We start from the raw sequence: 16,929 nt of genomic DNA, 5'->3' as shown, positions 1-16,929 counted from the left end.
AGCGTGGTTAAACGTATTGTTCGAGTTGTTTTATTTTCAGTTGTTGGCTTTGGTCTTCTCTTCGCCTTTGCAGGATTTATGGCAAAAAAAGGCAAAGAAATGAAAACATTCCAAGACATCACTCTTGGAAAAACTCATCGTGAATTAAAAGTTGCAAATATATGTAAGCTCGAATATCCGATTGGTGTTCCATCGTTTAACAGGAATGTTAACAGGGTTAAGTACGATATCTGTGATGATTATCAGGTACTTGGTCAGAAGAGAAGAGTTCACTTCGAGTTTATTGATGGCAAGCTTACCCAGGCTACTATTTTCATGGGGTTTGATGACTGGAAAGCCGCCATACCTGCTCTTGAAAAACAGTATGGTAAAGCCAGCAGAACAGTAGACTCAGATGATGTTGAAGCACAATTTAATGATTCGAGGATTTCTTTCACTAGGGTGTATTTTGGAAAGTCTAAAAACATCGCTTACCACTTCCAAAATTTGGGTGGCAGTTTCGAAAGTATAATTTTGCAAATTCCTGATCACGATAAAATCTTTGATGATGTGAAATATAAAGACCTTTAACACAAACGCCCCATACGGGGCGTTTCTTTTGTCTGCCTCACCCCGTCTCAATCTCCTCATCCACCAGCGTGACGTTGATCTTCCCGATGGTCACCACCGGAAATTGCTCATCCGGGATTTTCTGATACTCAAGCGTCGTTGTGCAACGGTAGACGCCTGCGATGGTCTGGCCTGCCGCTTCCAGCGCTTCCGGTACAATGTCCCGCCCCAAACGGTTTCGCCAGGCCTGCGTCAGCGCATTCACGCGGGTCGTTATCTGGCGCGTGATTTGTTCCGCCAGCGACGCCGCGCTGCGGTAAATTTCCACGTTCAGCTCGCCGCTGGCCTCCACGGCTGAAGAGTCCATGACGGTGATCCGGTCCCCCAGCGGCCTTACCGTTCTGTCCGACAGCGTATCCAGTATTGCCTGCTTCAGTGCCGCATCCGGCACCACGCCGCCTTCCAGCACCGCGCTAATAAAGATGTCGTTCGGCTCGGGACTCCATACCGCCACGTCGGTGATGGCTGGGCTGGTGCTGCGCACAAAGTAGCGGTAGGCATCATACGGTCCGGCCACGCTGAAGCGGCTCGGGGACAGGTAGATGCGCGAGGCAAACCGGTCGTCTTTCTCCGTATCCGCGCCACCCTGTGAAGTGGTGATGTTGCTGACGGCGGTCACGTAAGGGTTTTGCGTCACGATGGTGCTGATTTCCCCCGGTAAAAAACCGTTGCCGGCAAGCCCCGGCATGGCCGCCGTGAGCGAGGTCGTGATATCTGCGTCCGTTGCGCGAACGGCAAGGTCTTCCGTTGTGCGAAACAGCGTTGTCCCGTCCCTTGCCATCACCTCATAACCGGCCACCAGCACGAAATCCGGATGGTTCGCGCTAAGGGTGAGTACGGCTGATGTGGTCGCCGATGAGGCAGGCAGGCGCGTGGTGCCGACCAGCACCCCGAGGTTGTCCAGGTCATCGCCGGAAGCGTACCCCAGCAGGTTCTGCGCGGCGGCCTGGTTAATGTCATCCACCAGCAGCTCACGTTCAAAAGCGAGCTGTTCCAGCAGGAAGGTCTCCGGATCGTTGGTATCCGGATAATGACCTGTGATGCCCTGATATTTTTTTTTGATACGCGCCAGCGTGCCATCGTAGTCAGGTTCGGCGATAGTCGGCGGCGGGATTTGGGGAAAACGGTTATCCATGGTTATGCCTTAATAAGTTTGACGGAGGCCTGCCAGGCGGCCGCGCTGATACTGGTGGTCTGTTCGCTGACTTTCCATTTAGCGGGCAGCTTGCCGACGCCCTCAAGATGTACAGGCTGGCCCACGGCTATCGGGGTGTTTATCAGGACCAGACGAGATTCTGCCTCATGTTTGTCGCCGCCCCCGCTGGCATTTGACTGCGCTATCTGTCGCGCCTGAGCCTCATCAATAAAGCCCTGGTCATACAGCTTCAGCGTGTGCTCCTCGTCCGTGGCGTTGCCGGTACGATACACCTCAGCCTTTTTGCTTTGCGGATTGTAGTAATGCACCTCCACGGCGGAGGTAGTGTTGCGGGTGCTGCTGGCCGTGATGTCCGCACTTTTGACCACCGAGCGGTCCTGCAGATTGAGGGTCAGCACCGGCAGGGACGGCGTGCCGACATATACGGATGCATCTTTCAGGGACACGGGCGCATTGTACTGGGCAGAGAGGCGCTGGAGCAGTGCCCGTGCGCTTTCGTTGCGCTGTTGCACCAGCGCAATAATGGTGTCCGGGCTGTTAAACTGGCAGTCCATTCCGGCTTCACCGGCAAGCGTGGTACAGAGCTGCTTCAGGCTGATGTTCTCCCAGGTGCGGTTGTTCACCTGTTCAATGCGATCAGATGCCTGGCCGCCAGCTGTTGCCCCAATCACCACCTGGTCCGGGCTGAAGCGAAACTGAATATCATCAATGGTAAAACGCCCCCAGCGCCAGATGTGGCGCTTACCGGTCAGCAGGTCAAGCCAGCTCATACCCGGCTTCAGCACATCCCCCGCCTGCGGATACCAGGCGTTGCTGAATATCTGGTCCTGATTATTGAGCGTCAGCGAGATTTTGTCCCGGCCGGCACTCTTCTTGCGCTGGCTTTCGGTGTAGGTGATGGACATCACGTAATCGCTGAGATCCTGCGTGACGTTACGCCCGGCCCAGTCCAGCAGGACAACCGTTTTTACCGGGTTCAGCGTTGCCACGGGGCCACCTCTTCGGTCACCACGTTTTCCACCGTCAGCTCCGGCACGGTCACGGGGTATCCCGCCGGCAGCACAAAGCCCGTCTGCGCCTTAACGACGGCCGGGTTGGCATGGCGCAGGCTGATGACGGCCTCTTCACTGACCGCGCCGTAGATGCGATAACAGAGCTGGTCCCATCGCTCCCCCTGCAGGCTATGCGTGTTTCTCACCGCGCACCTCCACCAGTTGCAGGCTGTAACGTACCGAGACGATCACACCTTCCGGCGTGGTATCAGTCAGGGTTTCCCGGATTTCCTTCAGCGCAAACCGTCCGCGCGTATCGCTGCCAATAACCAGCGCACGGGGGACCTGGTTCTGCGCCATCGAGAGCAGCGTCTGGTACCCATCCGTGATGTTCGTGAAGCGGTTATGCAGCGTGATATCCAGTGAGATGGAGCGCTCATCCTCGCCGCCGGCCTGATGTGCCGGATAGCCATTGATGACCTTCTGGGCCTGCCACGTCCAGCGACGGGTATCGCTGAGCTGGCCGGGGGCGTTGTGGGTCTGGAATACCACGTCCCCGAATGCCCCCCACTGGGTGTGCTTTGGCCGGTTGTTCTGGTCACTGACCGTGGTTATTGCCATCGGCATTCTCCTTTTTTTTGTCGCTGTTGCAGTCACCTACCAGCAGGGGGTCTCCGCCGCCGTCTGGCTGATAGCGAACACAGCGCAGTCTCGGATTGGTGAACAGGCGGTGCAGGGTCAGCACGTATTTCGCCGTCCACAACTCGGTATAAAAGTGCATGGTGCTGCTTTGTTTGTCGTTCTGCGCCGCGTTTTCGTAATTAGACATCACCCGGCGAACCTCCGTCAGTTCCCCGTCTCCGACAATGCGGGTGCGCAGGAAGTCATTCGGATCGTCGCCGGTAATGGCGGGCAGGTCTTCGGTTACGTTGCGGATAAGCACCACGTCATCCTGCAAAAAACAGTGCATCCCGATCCCCGTTTCCGCAATCTGCCCGGTCAGCCAGTCGCCGCTGTTACCCCCTGATAGCTTCAGGGTGATTTGCAGCGTCAGGATCAACTCGAAGGGCGTAAAATCCGTGGTCAGGGCATTGCCAGGCAAAGGCAACATTGACATGCCAGTCTGGGCGATACGCAGCGAACGCCGTGACAGGGCGTTGTTTGGCTCGCTGATGGTGGTCATGTTCAGGCGCTTTTCCAGCCACTCCCGCAACTTATCGATGGCAATCATTCATTCCCCTTCATGATGTAGCGTTGCCCCAGCTCTTTCAGCATTCTGACCTGCTCCTCCCTCAGCACCATAAACTCACGCTTTGGCACGGTGATGCTTTTTTTACGGTAGAAAATCAGGTAAAAACTGAAGCGTTTTTTGGTCCGGGCGTTGCGCTTTCGGGCCTTTCCTTTTCCTGCTGCAATCTGTACCCCGAAGCCTTTCTTCCCGTCAGGACAGCGGCCAATCAGTGCACCGGGTCGCCAGATAAGCTGCCAGCCGGCGGACTCCAGCCAGCTCAGCGTCTGCTTTACCCCCCATGAGTCCACGCGTTGTTTCACGTCTCGGCTTGCTGGCAGGATCAGCTTCTGCGCGTTTCTGGCCGTTACCGTGCCGCCGTTGTTAATCAGCGCGGCGTGCTTCTTGTTGGTTCCGATCACAAACCCGTTATCCACCAGCTTAAAGGTGATGCTGGCGCGGGTTTCACCGGTATTGAACAGGGGCTGCGAGCCGCTATTTTTCAGCGCCTGCGTCAGGGGGGCGTTAGGGGCATAATTCCCGTCACGCATATTCGACTGCACCATGCCCACGGCCACTGGTGCCAGCACCTGATTCATGTTGTCCACGCGGGTGGACATCGTTTTCAGGGCGAGTCTGAAGTCATCTAAACCGGCCATAATCTCTACTCCGTTTGTGTCTCTGTTGCTGAGTGTATCCCTGAAGCTGCGCCCTGCTGGCAGTACTGCCACGCGCGCGCGGTAAATGACGTACCCTGAAGGCAAGTAATTCAGGGATATATCATCATGGGCCGACGTTCAAAGATTGACATGTTCGGGCTGGTTGAGCGGGTTCTGGGGCTTTACCAGCGCGATAAAAAAACCATCAGAGAAATAGCGTCCATTCTGAAGAAGGACGGCTTCGACGTGTCCGGGGCGGCCATTCACCGCACCCTCAAGTCGAATGAAGAAACCGCGCTCAAAATGCGCAAGGCAGCCGAAGAAGCGCAGGTGCTGCTGGCGGAGGTGCGCAACAACCCCGGCACCGACATCGTAGAGGTCTGCCAGCAGATGATGGCAAACCACCTGCTGGAGTACATCCGGGACATTGACAGCAACGACATCACGTTTAAAAGCACCAGCGACATGATGAAGGCGCTGACCAACATCAGCTACGCCCAGGCCAACACAGGCCGTTTGCGGATGGAGTTCAGCGCGGGCGTCAGTGCAGCCAAAGCGGCCATGGAGGGCAAGCTGACGGAGCTGCTGGAAGAGGAATATCCGGACGTGCTGCGCCAGCTGCTGGACGCGCTCGACCGCATTGAGATCAACCGACAGGACATTGCCCGTGCCAGAAAGTCTCTTCAGTAACCGCATTGCCCGTGAGAACGTGCGCCTGCGTCTGGATGCCCAGGCCCGCAATGACGGTCTGCGTGAGCAGGTGGACACCGAGACGGCTGAACGGGATGCCGCCCGCGCTGAGCGCATGGCGAAGGCCCGGACGGATTTTGCCTTCTTCTGTCAGGAGTATATGCCGGCCGCCTTTCCGACGCCGTTTGCGGACTACCAGCTGGCACTGGCCCGCACGGTCTCCACGCGTACCCTCAGCCGGGCGGATGAGCATCTGTTCAGGTCGCTGACGCTGGACGCCGACCACGCCTATATCGTGGGGGAGCAGTCACAGTACGAAGGTATTCTGGACATCGAGCCGCGTGACCACGGTAAGACCACCCGCAACACGCAGGCCATGCCGTTGTGGCTGGCCCTGAATTTTCCCGGATCGTTTATCGTTATTTGTGCCGCAAGCCAGGACGCGGCGCAGGATATGATGGACGGGGTGAAAAAGAACCTTGAGGATGACGAGGTCATCATCGAAGACTACGGCGAGCAAAAGGTCCGGGGTAACAAATGGGCGGCCCGCAAAATCCAGCTGGCGAACGGCAGCGCTATTGCCGCAGTCGGTGCCGGTCAGTCCCTGCGTGGGATCAAGAATAAATACCAGCGCCCGACGCACATCATCTGCGATGATCTGCTGAAGGATGAGGACGTGGACTCCCCGGTGATGCGTAAAAAGCTCTACCGCTGGTTCAAGCGCGTCATTCTCAACCTCGGTAAAGGGGCGCTGACCATCGTTGCCAACACCATCATGCACCCGGAGGATTTGCCGAGCCAGCTGCTCAAGGAGATAGCTGAGGGCAAGCTGGAGGACTGGCTGGGTCTTCGCTTCGGGGCGTTGACGCCTGACGGGAAGGCCCTGTGGCCCGACCGCTGGCCGCTGTCGGTGCTGTTGAAAAAGAAAAAGCAGCTGGGGGATATGTTCGACACCGAATGGATGAACCAGCCAGTGCCGGAAAGTGAGAAAGCTTTCCATGAGGAGGATATTCACTACTGGCAGCCGCGTGACTTCAGCCTGGCGGACTGCGATATCGTGATGGGCGTTGACCCGGCAACGGGCCAGAAGAAAGGTGACTATTCCGCCATCACCATCACAGCGAAGCATCGGGCTACCGGCGTAGTGCGAGTGCTATTCAGTAAGGGCTGGCGCGAATCCGATCTGGCGTTTGCCCGGCGTATCTGCGACGTGTACCGCCTCCATCACCCGACAAAGGTCTTTTTTGAAAGCGTTGCCTTTCAGGCCATTTATAAGCGTGAGGTGATGCGCGAGGCCAGCCGCCAGTCCCTGCGTATCCCGATGGTGGAATTTAAAGGTGGCAACAAGGAGATGCGCATCCGCTCTCTGGCTCCCCTGGTGGAGAACGGCATTGTGCAGCTCTCTGAGCGCGGGCAGGAAATGCTCAAAGAACAGCTGCTGGCCTTTCCGCGCGGTCATGACGACTGCCCGGACTCGCTGGAGATGTGCGTGAGTGCCCATGAATCCCGCTTTGTCGGCGGTGCACCTGTGAAGTCTCAGCCTGTCTCCTCCGGTATTCGTCAGCTGTCGCGTTTTGTTAAGCGCTTTGGGCGCACGAGGTGATTCATGCTGCAAAACGTCAATAACCTTGAGTGGGACACGCAAGATTTAAATGCCCGCCTCAGCCGCATGGTGCAGTTCGGTGAAGTGGTACGGGTTGATCCAAAGACGCGCCGCACGCAGGTGATGTTCCCCGCCCTCAATGGCGTTACGCTCTGGCTGCAGACGGGCGTCCGCCGGGCGCTGGGCGTCAGCGCCGTGCACACCTACACTCCCGGCGAGCAGGTTATCTGCCTGTTCCATCCTTCCGGGGACGTCACCAGCGGGGCGGTGCTGATGGCGCTGCACAACGATGCGGACGCCCCCTGGACGGACTCCGCCGACATCGAGGGCGTGAAATACCCGGACGGCTCGCAGTTCAGCTATGACATGGCAAACCGCCAGTTTGATGTGTCGCTGGTCGACGGAAGCGTGGCTATCCGGATGACCGAAGCGGGGATCGTGGTCAAAGGAAAGGTGATCTTTGAAGACCCGGTGACCTGTAATAAGACGCTTGATGCTGTGGGGGATATATCATCCCAGGCAAACATCGGAGCGGCCGGTGAGCTGTCCGATAAGCACGGTTCCGTGTCAGAGGTGCGCGATACCTTCAACGGACATGACCACGATGAGAACGGTGACGGCGGTGGCACTACCGATTCACCGAATCAAAAAATGTGATTGTCTCAGCGGCGCTGTGAGCGTTTTTATTCTGTAGGTGGTGCAATGACGCCACCTATAGGGTTTAAATTAAAATTTAAAGCATTTAAAAGGGTTATTCAGGGGGTTGCAAATGAGCTTTGCCATCAGTCTTTCGCGAGGCGGCAGAAACAGCACGCTGGTTGAAGATATCGACCAGGCCATCAGCATTATTCTGTTCACCCGTCCCGGTGAGCGGATTTACGATCCGGCCTACGGTTGCAAGCTGCTGAACCTGCTCGATGCCCCGCACTATTTTCTGCAGCTGGCTATCGTGTCAGTGGTGGAGGCGATTGAACGTTATGAGCGCCGGGTGGACGTGATGCGCGTGGACATCGGCGTCAACGATAGCCTGCTGGACGGTGCGGCGCTGGCAAAGGGACTGATTCAAATCCGGCTGACCTGGCGACTGTCCGTCAGCGGGCTGGTTCAGACCCGCATTTATCAGAGCGACGGACGTATCTTCCCGCTGGCCGCTTAACCCCTTCGCTCCCTTCTGGCAGTACTGCCACCTGCCTGTCGCTCCTGCGTCATAATCACCCCGACACTTACTTACGGGGTTCTGTTATGAAGATTACCAGTGCACCATCACCGGCCTTAAAAACGACATTAAAACCGGTGGCACGCTATTTTCGGCTTCGAGGCTCCACCACCTCCTTTCTGCACGGCGTGGAAACCACCGAGGTGACGACCGGAGCCGGGACGGTTATCGAGGTTGCCAGCTGCGTTATCGGTATCGTCGGGACGGCTGAGCTTGCAACACCTGGCGAACTTGCCCTGGTGCGCAATATCGATGACGTCAAGTCGAGCATCGGCCCAGGCTCCATCTATAACGCCCTGCGTCGCATCTACGACAACTATGTTTCCAGTCAGACCATCATCTGCCTGCCGCTGGGCAAGGATGATGATTTTACTCAGGCGTCCCTCGCGCCCTCGGGCGTCAGCACAAGCTCGGCCAGCATCACGTTGTTCAACGACAGCGCACTGACCTCTCCGGGCTGGATTATCACCAACCCGCACTGCCTGCCGCTGACCTTCACCTCCGGTGATGAAGGCGTGATGATGGTGGGGGCTGACGGTACGCCTGTTCCTGTGGCTGAAGGCGATACCACGCTGACGGTGACCGTAGGCGGCGGTGATGCGTACACCTCTGATGTGATCACGATCAGTGTGACCGTGGCAGCAGACGAGGATATTCCGGCGGGGCTGGTGCCATCAGAAGCGACCTTCAGTAAAGGGGCTACCACACTCTACGTGGCACAGCCGGGCATGCCGGTAGCACTGACGAACCCGGCTAACCAGAGCGTTCGCTGGTCCGGCAGTGACGATGCCGTTGCGCAGGTTGAGCCGCTGACCGGCATGGTGACGCCGCAGGCTGCAGGCACCATGACGCTGACGGCCACGCTGGGTGCCACGGACACCGTGATGGCCGGTACGCTGACCTGCACCGTGACGGTGGAGGCCGCGCCGGCTAACCCGCTGCTGGCTTCTTTTATTGGCAGCCTGTCCCTGTTCCGCGCCTCGCGTCAGAAATTTGGTTTTACCCCCAAAGTCATGATCGCGCCGGGCATCCTGGATATGGAGGGCGCACTGGGGCCGGCTAACTCGCTGGGCAACCAGCTTCGCGCCGTCTGGTTTGCTGACGTGCCGGCAGGCTTCAGCCGCCCGGAAGAGGCGTATGCCTGGAAGCAGAGCAACGCCGTGTATCCTCGCATCGCCATCAACTGGCCCCGCGTAGCCGTGCTTGATAAAGACGGCAGCACCGTATGGGACTGGATGGCACCGGCGATGGCTGGCCTGTGCTGCCAGCTCGACAAAGGGCTAGCCTCGGCTGAGTTTGAAACCGGCTACTGGTGCAGCCCGTCCAACTACGTCCTGCCGGACGTGCTGGGGGTGGAATACCTGCTGGAATACATCCCGAATGACCCGGACTGCGAAGTGAATTACCTCAACAGCCAGGGCATCAGCACCGTCATTAACCAGCTCGGGGGCTGGCGTGCCTTCGGCAACCGCCTGACCGCGTGGCCGCAGACATCATCACCCACCACCTTTATCAACTGGCGGCGTGTAACGGACATTATTGAAGACAGCATTGAGTGGTTCACAGTGCAGTACCTTGACCGCCCGATGTTTACCCGACCAACAGACCTGTCCTCCAGCCTGCTCGGCATCATCATGGACGGTGTGAATGGTTTTCTGCGCAGCAAAATCGGTACGGCGCTGGTGTATGGCCGCTGCTATATCGACCCGGCAGAAAATACGCTTGAGACCCTGCAGCAGGGCATCATCCGATACCGTTATCAGATTACGCCGCCGGTGCCCATCGAGCACGTGCAGTACACCAGTGAGATTTACATTGGCGGGCTTGAGCAGGCCTTCCGCAAACTTATCGGAGGCTGATAAGCCATGGCAGAGAAGAACGTTATCTGGCGCAATCAGAGCGTCATGCTGAACGACACCCTGTATATCGGGCGTATCAGTAAGGGCAGCATGTCGCTGGAGCGCAAAACCACCACGCTGTCCTCCATGGGCGGTATCGGGGATGTGGCGGTGCCGAACGGCAAGTTTAACGCCAGCACGGCTAACCTGGAGTTTAACAACCTGGCGACGGCCGATGCGCGTCAGCTGTGCGGCAATGACGGTTTTATCCGGCTGCGCCTCTCCGGTGAGTGCCGGGTGACGGACAGTAACACCGGCACCCGAACCGTTAACCGCGCCACCACGCTGATTAACGGCTTTGTGACCAACCCGCCGGTCAACCTGTTCAACAACGACGAACCCTACACGGCCAACATCAGCGTGCTGTACGTCCAGGTCTCGGATGAAAGCGGCTTAGTGCTCGAAATCGACTGGGACAATGGCACGGTTTACCCGGATGACCAGCCATCAGAAGGCTTCACCATCACTATCTGAGGATAAACCATGGCACGACGTCGCACACTCAGCCTCATCACCGCAGGCGTGCAGAAAAACGGTAAGCCGGTCGACCTCAACACCCTCCGGCAGGTTGTAAAAAACCACAATGAACAGTCCCGTGCGCCCATCAGCGCAGGCCATCCGGAAAAGGATGCGGACAAAGTTAAGGCGCTCGGGCGCGTCAGTTATCCCCGCATAGAGGGGGACGAGCTGGTCGTCGAGCTGGTCTACACCCCGGAACTGGAGGCCCTTGAAGACTCAGGGGAGTTCGAAGGTTTCAGTGCAGGTATTTACCCCCGCCCGGATAACGGCGAGTACTACCTGCACCATGTGGCCGTGCTGGGGCAACTTCCCCCGGCGGCTGATATTAAAACCCGTGACGTGGTGAATCTCTCGGTCTCAACCCCGGAAGAGATGATCACCCTGTCCGCCACTGTTAAATCGGAGCTGTATATGCCAATGAACAAAGAAGATAAAGACGCGTTGCTGGGGGAAATCGGCACGCTCATCGATAGCAAGCTGAAGGGACTTAAACCAGCTGGCGATAAGGGCACCAAAACCCCAACAGGTCCGGGGGGGGATGACAAAACCGTCACCGACCCGAAGGTCACCGCTATGGAACAACAGCTCACTGCCATGCAGGAGAACACCAAAACCGACCGCATCGCACAAATCACCGAACTGGCTGACCAGAAAGGTCTCAGCGACGACGAGAAAAAACCCGTTCTCGCCATGCTGAACGCCCGCAGCGCCATTGAGCTGTGCGACAACAGCGAAGGCGGCATCTTTGCCAGCACGAAAGCCATGCTCAGCGCCCGCCCGGACAAAGCCGAAAGCACCACGCGGGGGGCATTGTTTGATCCGCTGGAGTTCTCAGACCACAAGGGCAATACGGTGAAGGTGGACGATCCTTCCCTGCTGGCCCTGAAAACCGGCTTTTAAACGGCATTTTCTGCCGCTTTAACCCTGTATTAAACGCGCTTTAAGGAGTAGTCGTTATGACCCTGTTTTCAAGCAAAAGTAATGAAATCAATGCCAGCGGCATCGTGGGGGGCGGTCATCCGCCCGTTATTCACAACTGGCCCATTCCGGCGGGGCTGGTCATTCGCGCCGGTCAGGTGCTGGCAAAGCCGCCCGGCGGCAATGTCGTTGTCTGGGACGGTGCAGTATCCGGTGGTGATAACGGCGGGCTGACCGCAACCAGTACGGCAACCAGCACCGCTGACAGTACTGCCACCAGTACCGTCACTCAGGATGACATCACCAAGGATGTTTCCGCCGTCGATACCGACGTAACCACAACCGTTGATACGGAGGTGGTTACCACCATCAGCGGTGCAGCAGGTGGCGGTGGTGTGCAGCTGGCGATTGCGGTCAATGATCCACTGGAAGGGGATACTGGTGTCATCGTGCTTATTCACGGCTGCTATCTCTACAGCCGGGCACTGGTCGGGGACGCACCACCCACCGTCGCGCAGTGCGACCAGTTGTCCGCCGCCGGCCTGTATCCGGAAAATGTCTGGTAACGCCCGGCGCGTTGCTGACACCACACATTAAGAGAGACTTCAAATGGAAATTATTGACTTATTGCGCAAGTGTTTTGGTGCAAATGCCGTGGCCGTACTGCTGGGAAGCCGTCAGAACCTGCCGTCCCCCATCCGTAAACAGTTCTTTGCTGACGGCGGCCAGTGGCCGCTGGCGTCCATCAGCATGGCAGAGCTGCGCAGCCTGATCACCAACATCCCGGTTGTGCGACGTGGCACCACCGCCTACTCACTTGACCGGGGCAAGGACGGGCTGATGAGTATCGAGCCGCAGGGTATCGATATGTCGGACTTCATCACGGCCGCTGCACTGAATAACCTGAAAGTGCTGGGCGTCTCCGGTGTACAGGCCTACGCCAACGGCATCATGAACCGCATGATGAACACGGCGCAGGTGACCACCGAAGCGCTGTGTGCCCAGGCATTAACCGGCGTGATTGCTTATCCGATGAAATCCGAAGGGGGACAACTCGATGTCTACGGCGTGGACTACGGCACCCCGACGGCGCTCCCGGATGTGGACCTGACCAAAGCCGGCAGCAACATCATGGATGTTTATACCCAGCTGGATGACCTGCATAAAGCGCTGCAGATGCAGGGTTATGGCGGCAGTGTGAGTATTGCGGCAGGAAGTCAGGCTTTCTCAACCATTCTGAAGCTGGCCGAAAACTCAAAATCCAACATCCTGCAGGTGAACGTCTCCGTACAGGGTGAAGTGAACATTGGCGGCTACAGCATTAAGCTGCAGTCCGGTATGCACAGGGACTTTGACCAGAGCATGGTGCCGAACATCCCGGCCAATGCCCTCGTGGCTGTGGACACCTCCGCCGGGAGCTGCGTCAAATACCTGGCACTGGATGATATCGACAACGGCCTACAGCCGATGCCGTTCGCCAGCACCACTGAAATCATGAAAAACCCGTCAGGGATGGAGATCGTAGGGCGCAGCAAGCCGCTGCCGATTGTGGCCGTCGGTGCCATCGTGTGGGTGAAAGTGCTGCCGGACACGGAAGTGGCGAAGGTGAAAGGCAGGCTGCAGATGGTGAAAGCGGATCGACAGACATCGATGGAAGATGTGATCCGCGCCCGTCACGACAAAGTGATGTCTGAAGCGAAGAATGCCCCTGAGGTGCAGGACCACTTCGGCATCAGCTTTGACCCGTCAAAACTGGATGCACAAAGGGACGACTAAGCGATGACCCTCAACGAGCTGAAGCAGTTGATTACGGTAGCCGAAGTCGAAGCGGCGCTGGATGAGCAGATATTTAACTCACTGACGTTCAACCAGCACGGCGAAGGACGCGTTAACGTGCCGTATGCCGTGGCTGCTGCAGCCCGCTGGGGGTACTCCCGCATTCTGGGAGCCGGGGCAGAGCGTAAAACCTTCAGCGCAGATACGCTGGAGGTTATCCGGGAAGCCCTGATTAAACGCGCTGTTTACGAGCTGGGCCGCACCTCAGAGTTTAAGGAAAACTTTGATATGGACCGGGATGATGCCGACACGATGTTTGATGCAGCGTTAGGGCGCGGTGACGGCAGCAGTAGCAGCGGAAGCGATAACGGATCATCCACCGGCTTTGTCGGTGCAGCAGGTGTCCAGTATGACCAGGTACATAAGCCCCGCAACACAGCTCTTTACCCTTTTACCAGCAGGCGGCGTTTCTGACGCCTTCTCTGGCTACTATCCTCTGCCGGTCAGCCCAGGCGCTGCCGGCAATCAGTTCTCCGACTATTACTGGATGTGCATCGATGCGATGCTGCAGGACGAAGAGGTACAGGCGGACCTCGAACTTCGCCATGCCACCAGTATCATGACCCCCTACACCGTCGAAGGCAGCAGCAGCGATATTGCGTTTGTTAATGACGTTCTCGCCGACCTCGATCTGGAGGTGCTGATGGAGCAGTGCCTTTTCCATGCCGATTACGGCTTCAATCTGGTGGAGCTGGACTGGGTGAACGATGGCGGACTTATCCGTCCCGTATTGTCCGAGCGCCGCCATCCCCGCGCCTTTCGCTGGAGTAAAGATGCACAGCTTCTGTACTCCGCCAGCGGCGGCACCGGAATGGATTTTCAGGCTGTACCCGAAGGCAAAGTCATCCCGGTGGTGCGCAACGGCTCGCGGGAAAAGCCCTACGGAGAATCCGTGCTGGAATCCGCCTGGCCCATCTGGCAGACCAAATGGTCGCACGTCGAACAGCTTGAGCGTCTGGCGGCCAAATACAGTGTCCCGTCGACGGTGGCACTGGCGGATGAAGGTATTTCCGACCGGGAAAAACTGCTGGATATCGCGGCGAACATGGCGGCCATCGACGGCGGCGGCAGCGTGGCGCTGTCTGGCGTTAAATCCGTGGTTGAGCTGACGGCCAGCGGCAAGGCCTCCGAACTGATGGGCGTCATCAAGGACTACGACAACAAGCTGGCAAAGCTCATCACCGGCCAGACGCTGACCAATGGCAGCCAGAAGTTCGGGTCGCGGGCGCTCGGCGAGGTGCAGGAACGCGCGGCCTTTCGCATCATGATTAATGATGCCCGGACCGTGTATCGCGCCCTGAACCGCACGTTGCTGAAATGGGTATTCGCTTTCAACAAGCGTCCCGGCAGCGTGTCGCTGCATTTCGACCGCAAGCGTTTTAACGCCGAACTGGCGGCGCTGCAGGGTAATTTGCCCGCTGGCCGGATAAACCTTGCCGACAATACCACGCCCGGCCAGCTGAAGCGGGCTAAGGGGTTATACCTGTGACCGTGCTCAGTGACACCCAACAGCAGGAGTACCAGAACCTGCAACAACTGGAGGAGGCTGAGGAGCTGGGGCTGATGGCCACTGCCCTGGCACTCAGCGAGGATATTGCCGCCCGGCTGGATAAAAGTACCGTCGTGACGGACGATGCCGTCAGCCAGTACGCGACGCTGTACACCGACTCCATGCTGCTGGCCTGGCTGCTGGGGCAGTATCACGTTATGCAGATGGTGGCGCAGCCGATGATGCTCGCGGACGGTGACAGCGCATCAGAGGCCGCGGACCTGGCCTTTAATGAAGCGATTGAATTTCTGCGCTCACAGGTGCCGGTGGACAGCGACACCTACCGCAATATGGAGGCGAACCTGAAGCTGCGCGGGTTTACCGTTGCAGCGGTATCGTCTGAACAGGCCGTGAACGATGTAAAGCGCCTGTATGAAGCTGCCCTCAGTACGGGGCAGACCTCCGCCGAGGCCCGTCAGAATGTGAATGCGTACCTGACGCAGGCGGGCGTATCGCCGGCCAATCCGTACTATCTGGAGCTGCACTACCGCAACAATATGATGACCAGCTACAACGCCGGGCGCTGGACGCAGGTCATTGATAATGAGGCGGTGCAGTATCTGGTCTATGCGGCCGTGCTTGATGACGGCACGACAGAGCTGTGCAGACATCTGGACAACACCGTCAAGGCAAAGGGTGATGCCTTCTGGCAGAAGTACTGGCCGCCAAATCATCATAAATGCCGTGCCACTGTCACGCCCTTCACGGAGTATCAGTACGGGCAACTGCCTGACAGCGTCAAAGAGACCTCATCGGCCATCAGCGAACAGAGCCTGAAGCAAAACAGCACCATGGCCGCAGATCACCAGTTCAAAGGCTCACCGGTCAACAGCATGTCCACGCTGCCAGCCTCGCTGATGGCACAGGCGGAGAAGTTCGATATGGTGCCGGATATCCTGCGCTACACCCAAAGCGTCAGTGGTGACGCGCTGACGGCTCGTAATGCTGTACTCAGCACATCTGTGGTTAGCACGGAGGTGGTAAAACAGGCGGTAGCGGGCAATGCGGAGCTTGATGCCTTTGCGGAGATGGCGGCCACGGTGCCGCAGAACGCGGATGAAGTCTGGCTGGGGTTTACGGAACTGTACGGCAGTGACCCGACGCTGGCGATTCAGTACCTGCTACAGGCGGATGATAGCACCTGGCTTGCAGCGTATGCACCGGCATACAGCGATGAGGGTGTGATGCAGCTGCTCAGTATAACGCAAACGGAATATGAAGCCCTCAGGGCAGCCACCCTTCCGCTGTCAGCGTCAAAATAAAGCCGCCCCGGTAAACCGGGCGGCTTCTGGCCTTACAATCCCTCACTCACTTCCTTATAAATACGCTCGCAGGCAATATCAAACACCTGTGGGTTCATCTCGATCCCCGTAAAGAAGCCTCCCTGACGCAGCACGGGAATGGCCGTTGATGCTGACCCCATAAAAGGGTCCAGTACACGAGGGATATCTCCCAGCGGTTTAATCAGGGCATCCATCAGCGGTACGGGTTTTGCGGTCATATGGAGCTTTTCAGCCGGTATCACCCTCTGTGATATCAGACCCGGCCACGGGCCACCATGCTGACATTTTGGCAGCGGGCCAATGCTGCCCCACACCACATACTCACACTGATGACGGAAATAGCCTTTATGGGGTGCCCGACTGGAGAGGGTTTTATCCCACGGGACGATCCCCCGCCAGACCACGCCGCCGCCCTGAATCACATCCGTGGTCGCCGGAAGTTGTCGCCAGTCAGTAAACAGCATGACATAGCCTCCGGAATCCACCCGTTGCGCTGCTGCGCTCAGCCAGACCATCGACCAGTGCGCCCAGGAGCGGGCATCGCGGTTATCGCCTGAAAAATTCAAATGGCCCACGATGCCGTATTTGCTGTCCGGGGCGGACTGGCGACCGCTGGCGAACGTGCCGCCGCTGCTGTAAGGGGGATCGGTTATCAGACCGTTAAAGCCCGCTTCCAGTTGCGGCAGTATCTCAAGCGCGTCACCGCAGTAAAGCGTTGCATTGCCGATCACTTCTTTTTGCATACAACCTCCGTAGTTTAAAGGGTACTTAAA

20 protein-coding genes are annotated in these 16,929 nt (G+C 57.7%); 13 read left to right on the top strand and 7 right to left on the bottom strand.

Going from position 1 to position 16,929, the window contains the following annotated elements:
- The first annotated feature begins 3 nt into the window (after positions 1 to 3).
- Positions 4 to 570 carry a hypothetical protein gene (locus OVA10_RS03540; RefSeq protein WP_268195290.1) on the top strand — a complete coding sequence of 189 codons (567 nt, stop codon included), beginning with the start codon at positions 4 to 6 and terminating at the stop codon, positions 568 to 570.
- A gap of 37 nt (positions 571 to 607) precedes the next feature.
- On the opposite strand, the gene OVA10_RS03535 is transcribed toward OVA10_RS03540, so the two are convergent.
- The 6 genes from OVA10_RS03535 to OVA10_RS03510 are packed head-to-tail and all read right to left on the bottom strand — an operon-like array spanning position 608 to position 4,644.
- Complete coding sequence (locus OVA10_RS03535; RefSeq protein ID WP_268195289.1) at positions 608 to 1,744, bottom strand: baseplate J/gp47 family protein; 1,137 nt, start codon at positions 1,742 to 1,744, stop codon at positions 608 to 610.
- A gap of 2 nt (positions 1,745 to 1,746) precedes the next feature.
- Positions 1,747 to 2,754, bottom strand: a complete 1,008-nt coding sequence (locus OVA10_RS03530; protein WP_268195287.1) for a phage late control D family protein — start codon at positions 2,752 to 2,754, stop codon at positions 1,747 to 1,749.
- Positions 2,742 to 2,963: a tail protein X gene (locus tag OVA10_RS03525; protein WP_268195285.1), complete on the bottom strand. Its 222-nt coding sequence runs from the start codon at positions 2,961 to 2,963 to the stop codon at positions 2,742 to 2,744. Before OVA10_RS03525 ends, OVA10_RS03530 begins: the two co-directional genes overlap by 13 nt.
- Positions 2,947 to 3,378, bottom strand: coding sequence for a phage tail protein (locus tag OVA10_RS03520; protein WP_268195283.1), 432 nt, complete (start codon positions 3,376 to 3,378; stop codon positions 2,947 to 2,949). The genes OVA10_RS03525 and OVA10_RS03520 overlap by 17 nt, the downstream gene beginning before the upstream one ends.
- Entirely contained in the window at positions 3,356 to 3,988 is a 633-nt protein-coding gene (locus tag OVA10_RS03515; RefSeq protein ID WP_268195281.1) for a hypothetical protein, read from the bottom strand. Before OVA10_RS03515 ends, OVA10_RS03520 begins: the two co-directional genes overlap by 23 nt.
- Entirely contained in the window at positions 3,985 to 4,644 is a 660-nt protein-coding gene (locus OVA10_RS03510; RefSeq protein ID WP_268195279.1) for a hypothetical protein, read from the bottom strand. The genes OVA10_RS03515 and OVA10_RS03510 overlap by 4 nt, the downstream gene beginning before the upstream one ends.
- 126 nt (positions 4,645 to 4,770) lie before the next feature.
- Between OVA10_RS03510 and OVA10_RS03505 the strand changes: the two genes are divergently transcribed.
- The 12 genes from OVA10_RS03505 to OVA10_RS03450 all read left to right on the top strand — a co-directional run bounded on the left by OVA10_RS03505 (position 4,771) and on the right by OVA10_RS03450 (position 16,135).
- The gene (locus OVA10_RS03505) at positions 4,771 to 5,334 is read left to right on the top strand and encodes a phage protein Gp27 family protein (RefSeq protein ID WP_268195277.1); all 564 of its coding nucleotides are present in this window, start codon (positions 4,771 to 4,773) and stop codon (positions 5,332 to 5,334) included.
- Positions 5,312 to 6,937 (top strand): phage terminase large subunit, encoded by a 1,626-nt coding sequence (terL, locus tag OVA10_RS03500; protein WP_268195275.1) that lies wholly within the window; start codon positions 5,312 to 5,314, stop codon positions 6,935 to 6,937. Before OVA10_RS03505 ends, terL begins: the two co-directional genes overlap by 23 nt.
- A 3-nt stretch (positions 6,938 to 6,940) precedes the next feature.
- On the top strand, positions 6,941 to 7,594 hold the full coding sequence (locus tag OVA10_RS03495) for a phage baseplate assembly protein V (RefSeq protein ID WP_268195273.1): 654 nt from the start codon (positions 6,941 to 6,943) through the stop codon (positions 7,592 to 7,594).
- A 112-nt stretch (positions 7,595 to 7,706) separates the two neighbouring features.
- Positions 7,707 to 8,093, top strand: coding sequence for a GPW/gp25 family protein (locus OVA10_RS03490; RefSeq protein ID WP_268195271.1), 387 nt, complete (start codon positions 7,707 to 7,709; stop codon positions 8,091 to 8,093).
- An 86-nt stretch (positions 8,094 to 8,179) separates the two neighbouring features.
- Positions 8,180 to 10,012: an Ig-like domain-containing protein gene (locus tag OVA10_RS03485; protein WP_268195269.1), complete on the top strand. Its 1,833-nt coding sequence runs from the start codon at positions 8,180 to 8,182 to the stop codon at positions 10,010 to 10,012.
- Between the two features lie 6 nt (positions 10,013 to 10,018).
- Positions 10,019 to 10,525 carry a hypothetical protein gene (locus OVA10_RS03480; protein WP_268195267.1) on the top strand — a complete coding sequence of 169 codons (507 nt, stop codon included), beginning with the start codon at positions 10,019 to 10,021 and terminating at the stop codon, positions 10,523 to 10,525.
- A 9-nt stretch (positions 10,526 to 10,534) separates the two neighbouring features.
- Entirely contained in the window at positions 10,535 to 11,470 is a 936-nt protein-coding gene (locus OVA10_RS03475; RefSeq protein ID WP_268195265.1) for a hypothetical protein, read from the top strand.
- Positions 11,471 to 11,526: 56 nt separating this feature from the next.
- Positions 11,527 to 12,054: a hypothetical protein gene (locus OVA10_RS03470; RefSeq protein WP_268195263.1), complete on the top strand. Its 528-nt coding sequence runs from the start codon at positions 11,527 to 11,529 to the stop codon at positions 12,052 to 12,054.
- Between the two features lie 43 nt (positions 12,055 to 12,097).
- On the top strand, positions 12,098 to 13,264 hold the full coding sequence (locus OVA10_RS03465) for a major capsid protein (protein WP_268195261.1): 1,167 nt from the start codon (positions 12,098 to 12,100) through the stop codon (positions 13,262 to 13,264).
- Positions 13,265 to 13,267: 3 nt separating this feature from the next.
- Positions 13,268 to 13,738 carry a hypothetical protein gene (locus tag OVA10_RS03460; protein WP_268195259.1) on the top strand — a complete coding sequence of 157 codons (471 nt, stop codon included), beginning with the start codon at positions 13,268 to 13,270 and terminating at the stop codon, positions 13,736 to 13,738.
- Positions 13,674 to 14,813, top strand: coding sequence for a phage portal protein family protein (locus OVA10_RS03455; RefSeq protein ID WP_268195257.1), 1,140 nt, complete (start codon positions 13,674 to 13,676; stop codon positions 14,811 to 14,813). Before OVA10_RS03460 ends, OVA10_RS03455 begins: the two co-directional genes overlap by 65 nt.
- Positions 14,810 to 16,135, top strand: coding sequence for a phage head morphogenesis protein (locus OVA10_RS03450; RefSeq protein WP_268195256.1), 1,326 nt, complete (start codon positions 14,810 to 14,812; stop codon positions 16,133 to 16,135). Before OVA10_RS03455 ends, OVA10_RS03450 begins: the two co-directional genes overlap by 4 nt.
- Before the next feature lie 32 nt (positions 16,136 to 16,167).
- Here the strand turns inward: OVA10_RS03450 and OVA10_RS03445 are convergent, their stop codons facing one another.
- The gene (locus tag OVA10_RS03445) at positions 16,168 to 16,899 is read right to left on the bottom strand and encodes a DNA-methyltransferase (protein WP_268195254.1); all 732 of its coding nucleotides are present in this window, start codon (positions 16,897 to 16,899) and stop codon (positions 16,168 to 16,170) included.
- Positions 16,900 to 16,929 lie beyond the last annotated feature (30 nt).

It is taken from the genome of Lelliottia sp. SL45 (assembly GCF_026672535.1).
Lineage (GTDB): Bacteria > Pseudomonadota > Gammaproteobacteria > Enterobacterales > Enterobacteriaceae > Enterobacter > Enterobacter nimipressuralis.
This window is presented reverse-complemented; position numbering and strand designations above follow the sequence as displayed.

What these genes read in the sequence shown, in the direction of transcription:
- OVA10_RS03535 (WP_268195289.1), bottom strand. Translation starts at nt 1,744, where the DNA reads ATGGATAACCGTTTTCCCCAAATCCCGCCGCCGACTATCGCCGAACCT.
- OVA10_RS03520 (WP_268195283.1), bottom strand. Translation starts at nt 3,378, where the DNA reads ATGGCAATAACCACGGTCAGTGACCAGAACAACCGGCCAAAGCACACC.
- OVA10_RS03515 (WP_268195281.1), bottom strand. Translation starts at nt 3,988, where the DNA reads ATGATTGCCATCGATAAGTTGCGGGAGTGGCTGGAAAAGCGCCTGAAC.
- OVA10_RS03510 (WP_268195279.1), bottom strand. Translation starts at nt 4,644, where the DNA reads ATGGCCGGTTTAGATGACTTCAGACTCGCCCTGAAAACGATGTCCACC.
- OVA10_RS03505 (WP_268195277.1), top strand. Translation starts at nt 4,771, where the DNA reads ATGGGCCGACGTTCAAAGATTGACATGTTCGGGCTGGTTGAGCGGGTT.
- OVA10_RS03495 (WP_268195273.1), top strand. Translation starts at nt 6,941, where the DNA reads ATGCTGCAAAACGTCAATAACCTTGAGTGGGACACGCAAGATTTAAAT.
- OVA10_RS03490 (WP_268195271.1), top strand. Translation starts at nt 7,707, where the DNA reads ATGAGCTTTGCCATCAGTCTTTCGCGAGGCGGCAGAAACAGCACGCTG.
- OVA10_RS03485 (WP_268195269.1), top strand. Translation starts at nt 8,180, where the DNA reads ATGAAGATTACCAGTGCACCATCACCGGCCTTAAAAACGACATTAAAA.
- OVA10_RS03480 (WP_268195267.1), top strand. Translation starts at nt 10,019, where the DNA reads ATGGCAGAGAAGAACGTTATCTGGCGCAATCAGAGCGTCATGCTGAAC.
- OVA10_RS03475 (WP_268195265.1), top strand. Translation starts at nt 10,535, where the DNA reads ATGGCACGACGTCGCACACTCAGCCTCATCACCGCAGGCGTGCAGAAA.
- OVA10_RS03470 (WP_268195263.1), top strand. Translation starts at nt 11,527, where the DNA reads ATGACCCTGTTTTCAAGCAAAAGTAATGAAATCAATGCCAGCGGCATC.
- OVA10_RS03465 (WP_268195261.1), top strand. Translation starts at nt 12,098, where the DNA reads ATGGAAATTATTGACTTATTGCGCAAGTGTTTTGGTGCAAATGCCGTG.
- OVA10_RS03460 (WP_268195259.1), top strand. Translation starts at nt 13,268, where the DNA reads ATGACCCTCAACGAGCTGAAGCAGTTGATTACGGTAGCCGAAGTCGAA.
- OVA10_RS03455 (WP_268195257.1), top strand. Translation starts at nt 13,674, where the DNA reads ATGACCAGGTACATAAGCCCCGCAACACAGCTCTTTACCCTTTTACCA.
- OVA10_RS03445 (WP_268195254.1), bottom strand. Translation starts at nt 16,899, where the DNA reads ATGCAAAAAGAAGTGATCGGCAATGCAACGCTTTACTGCGGTGACGCG.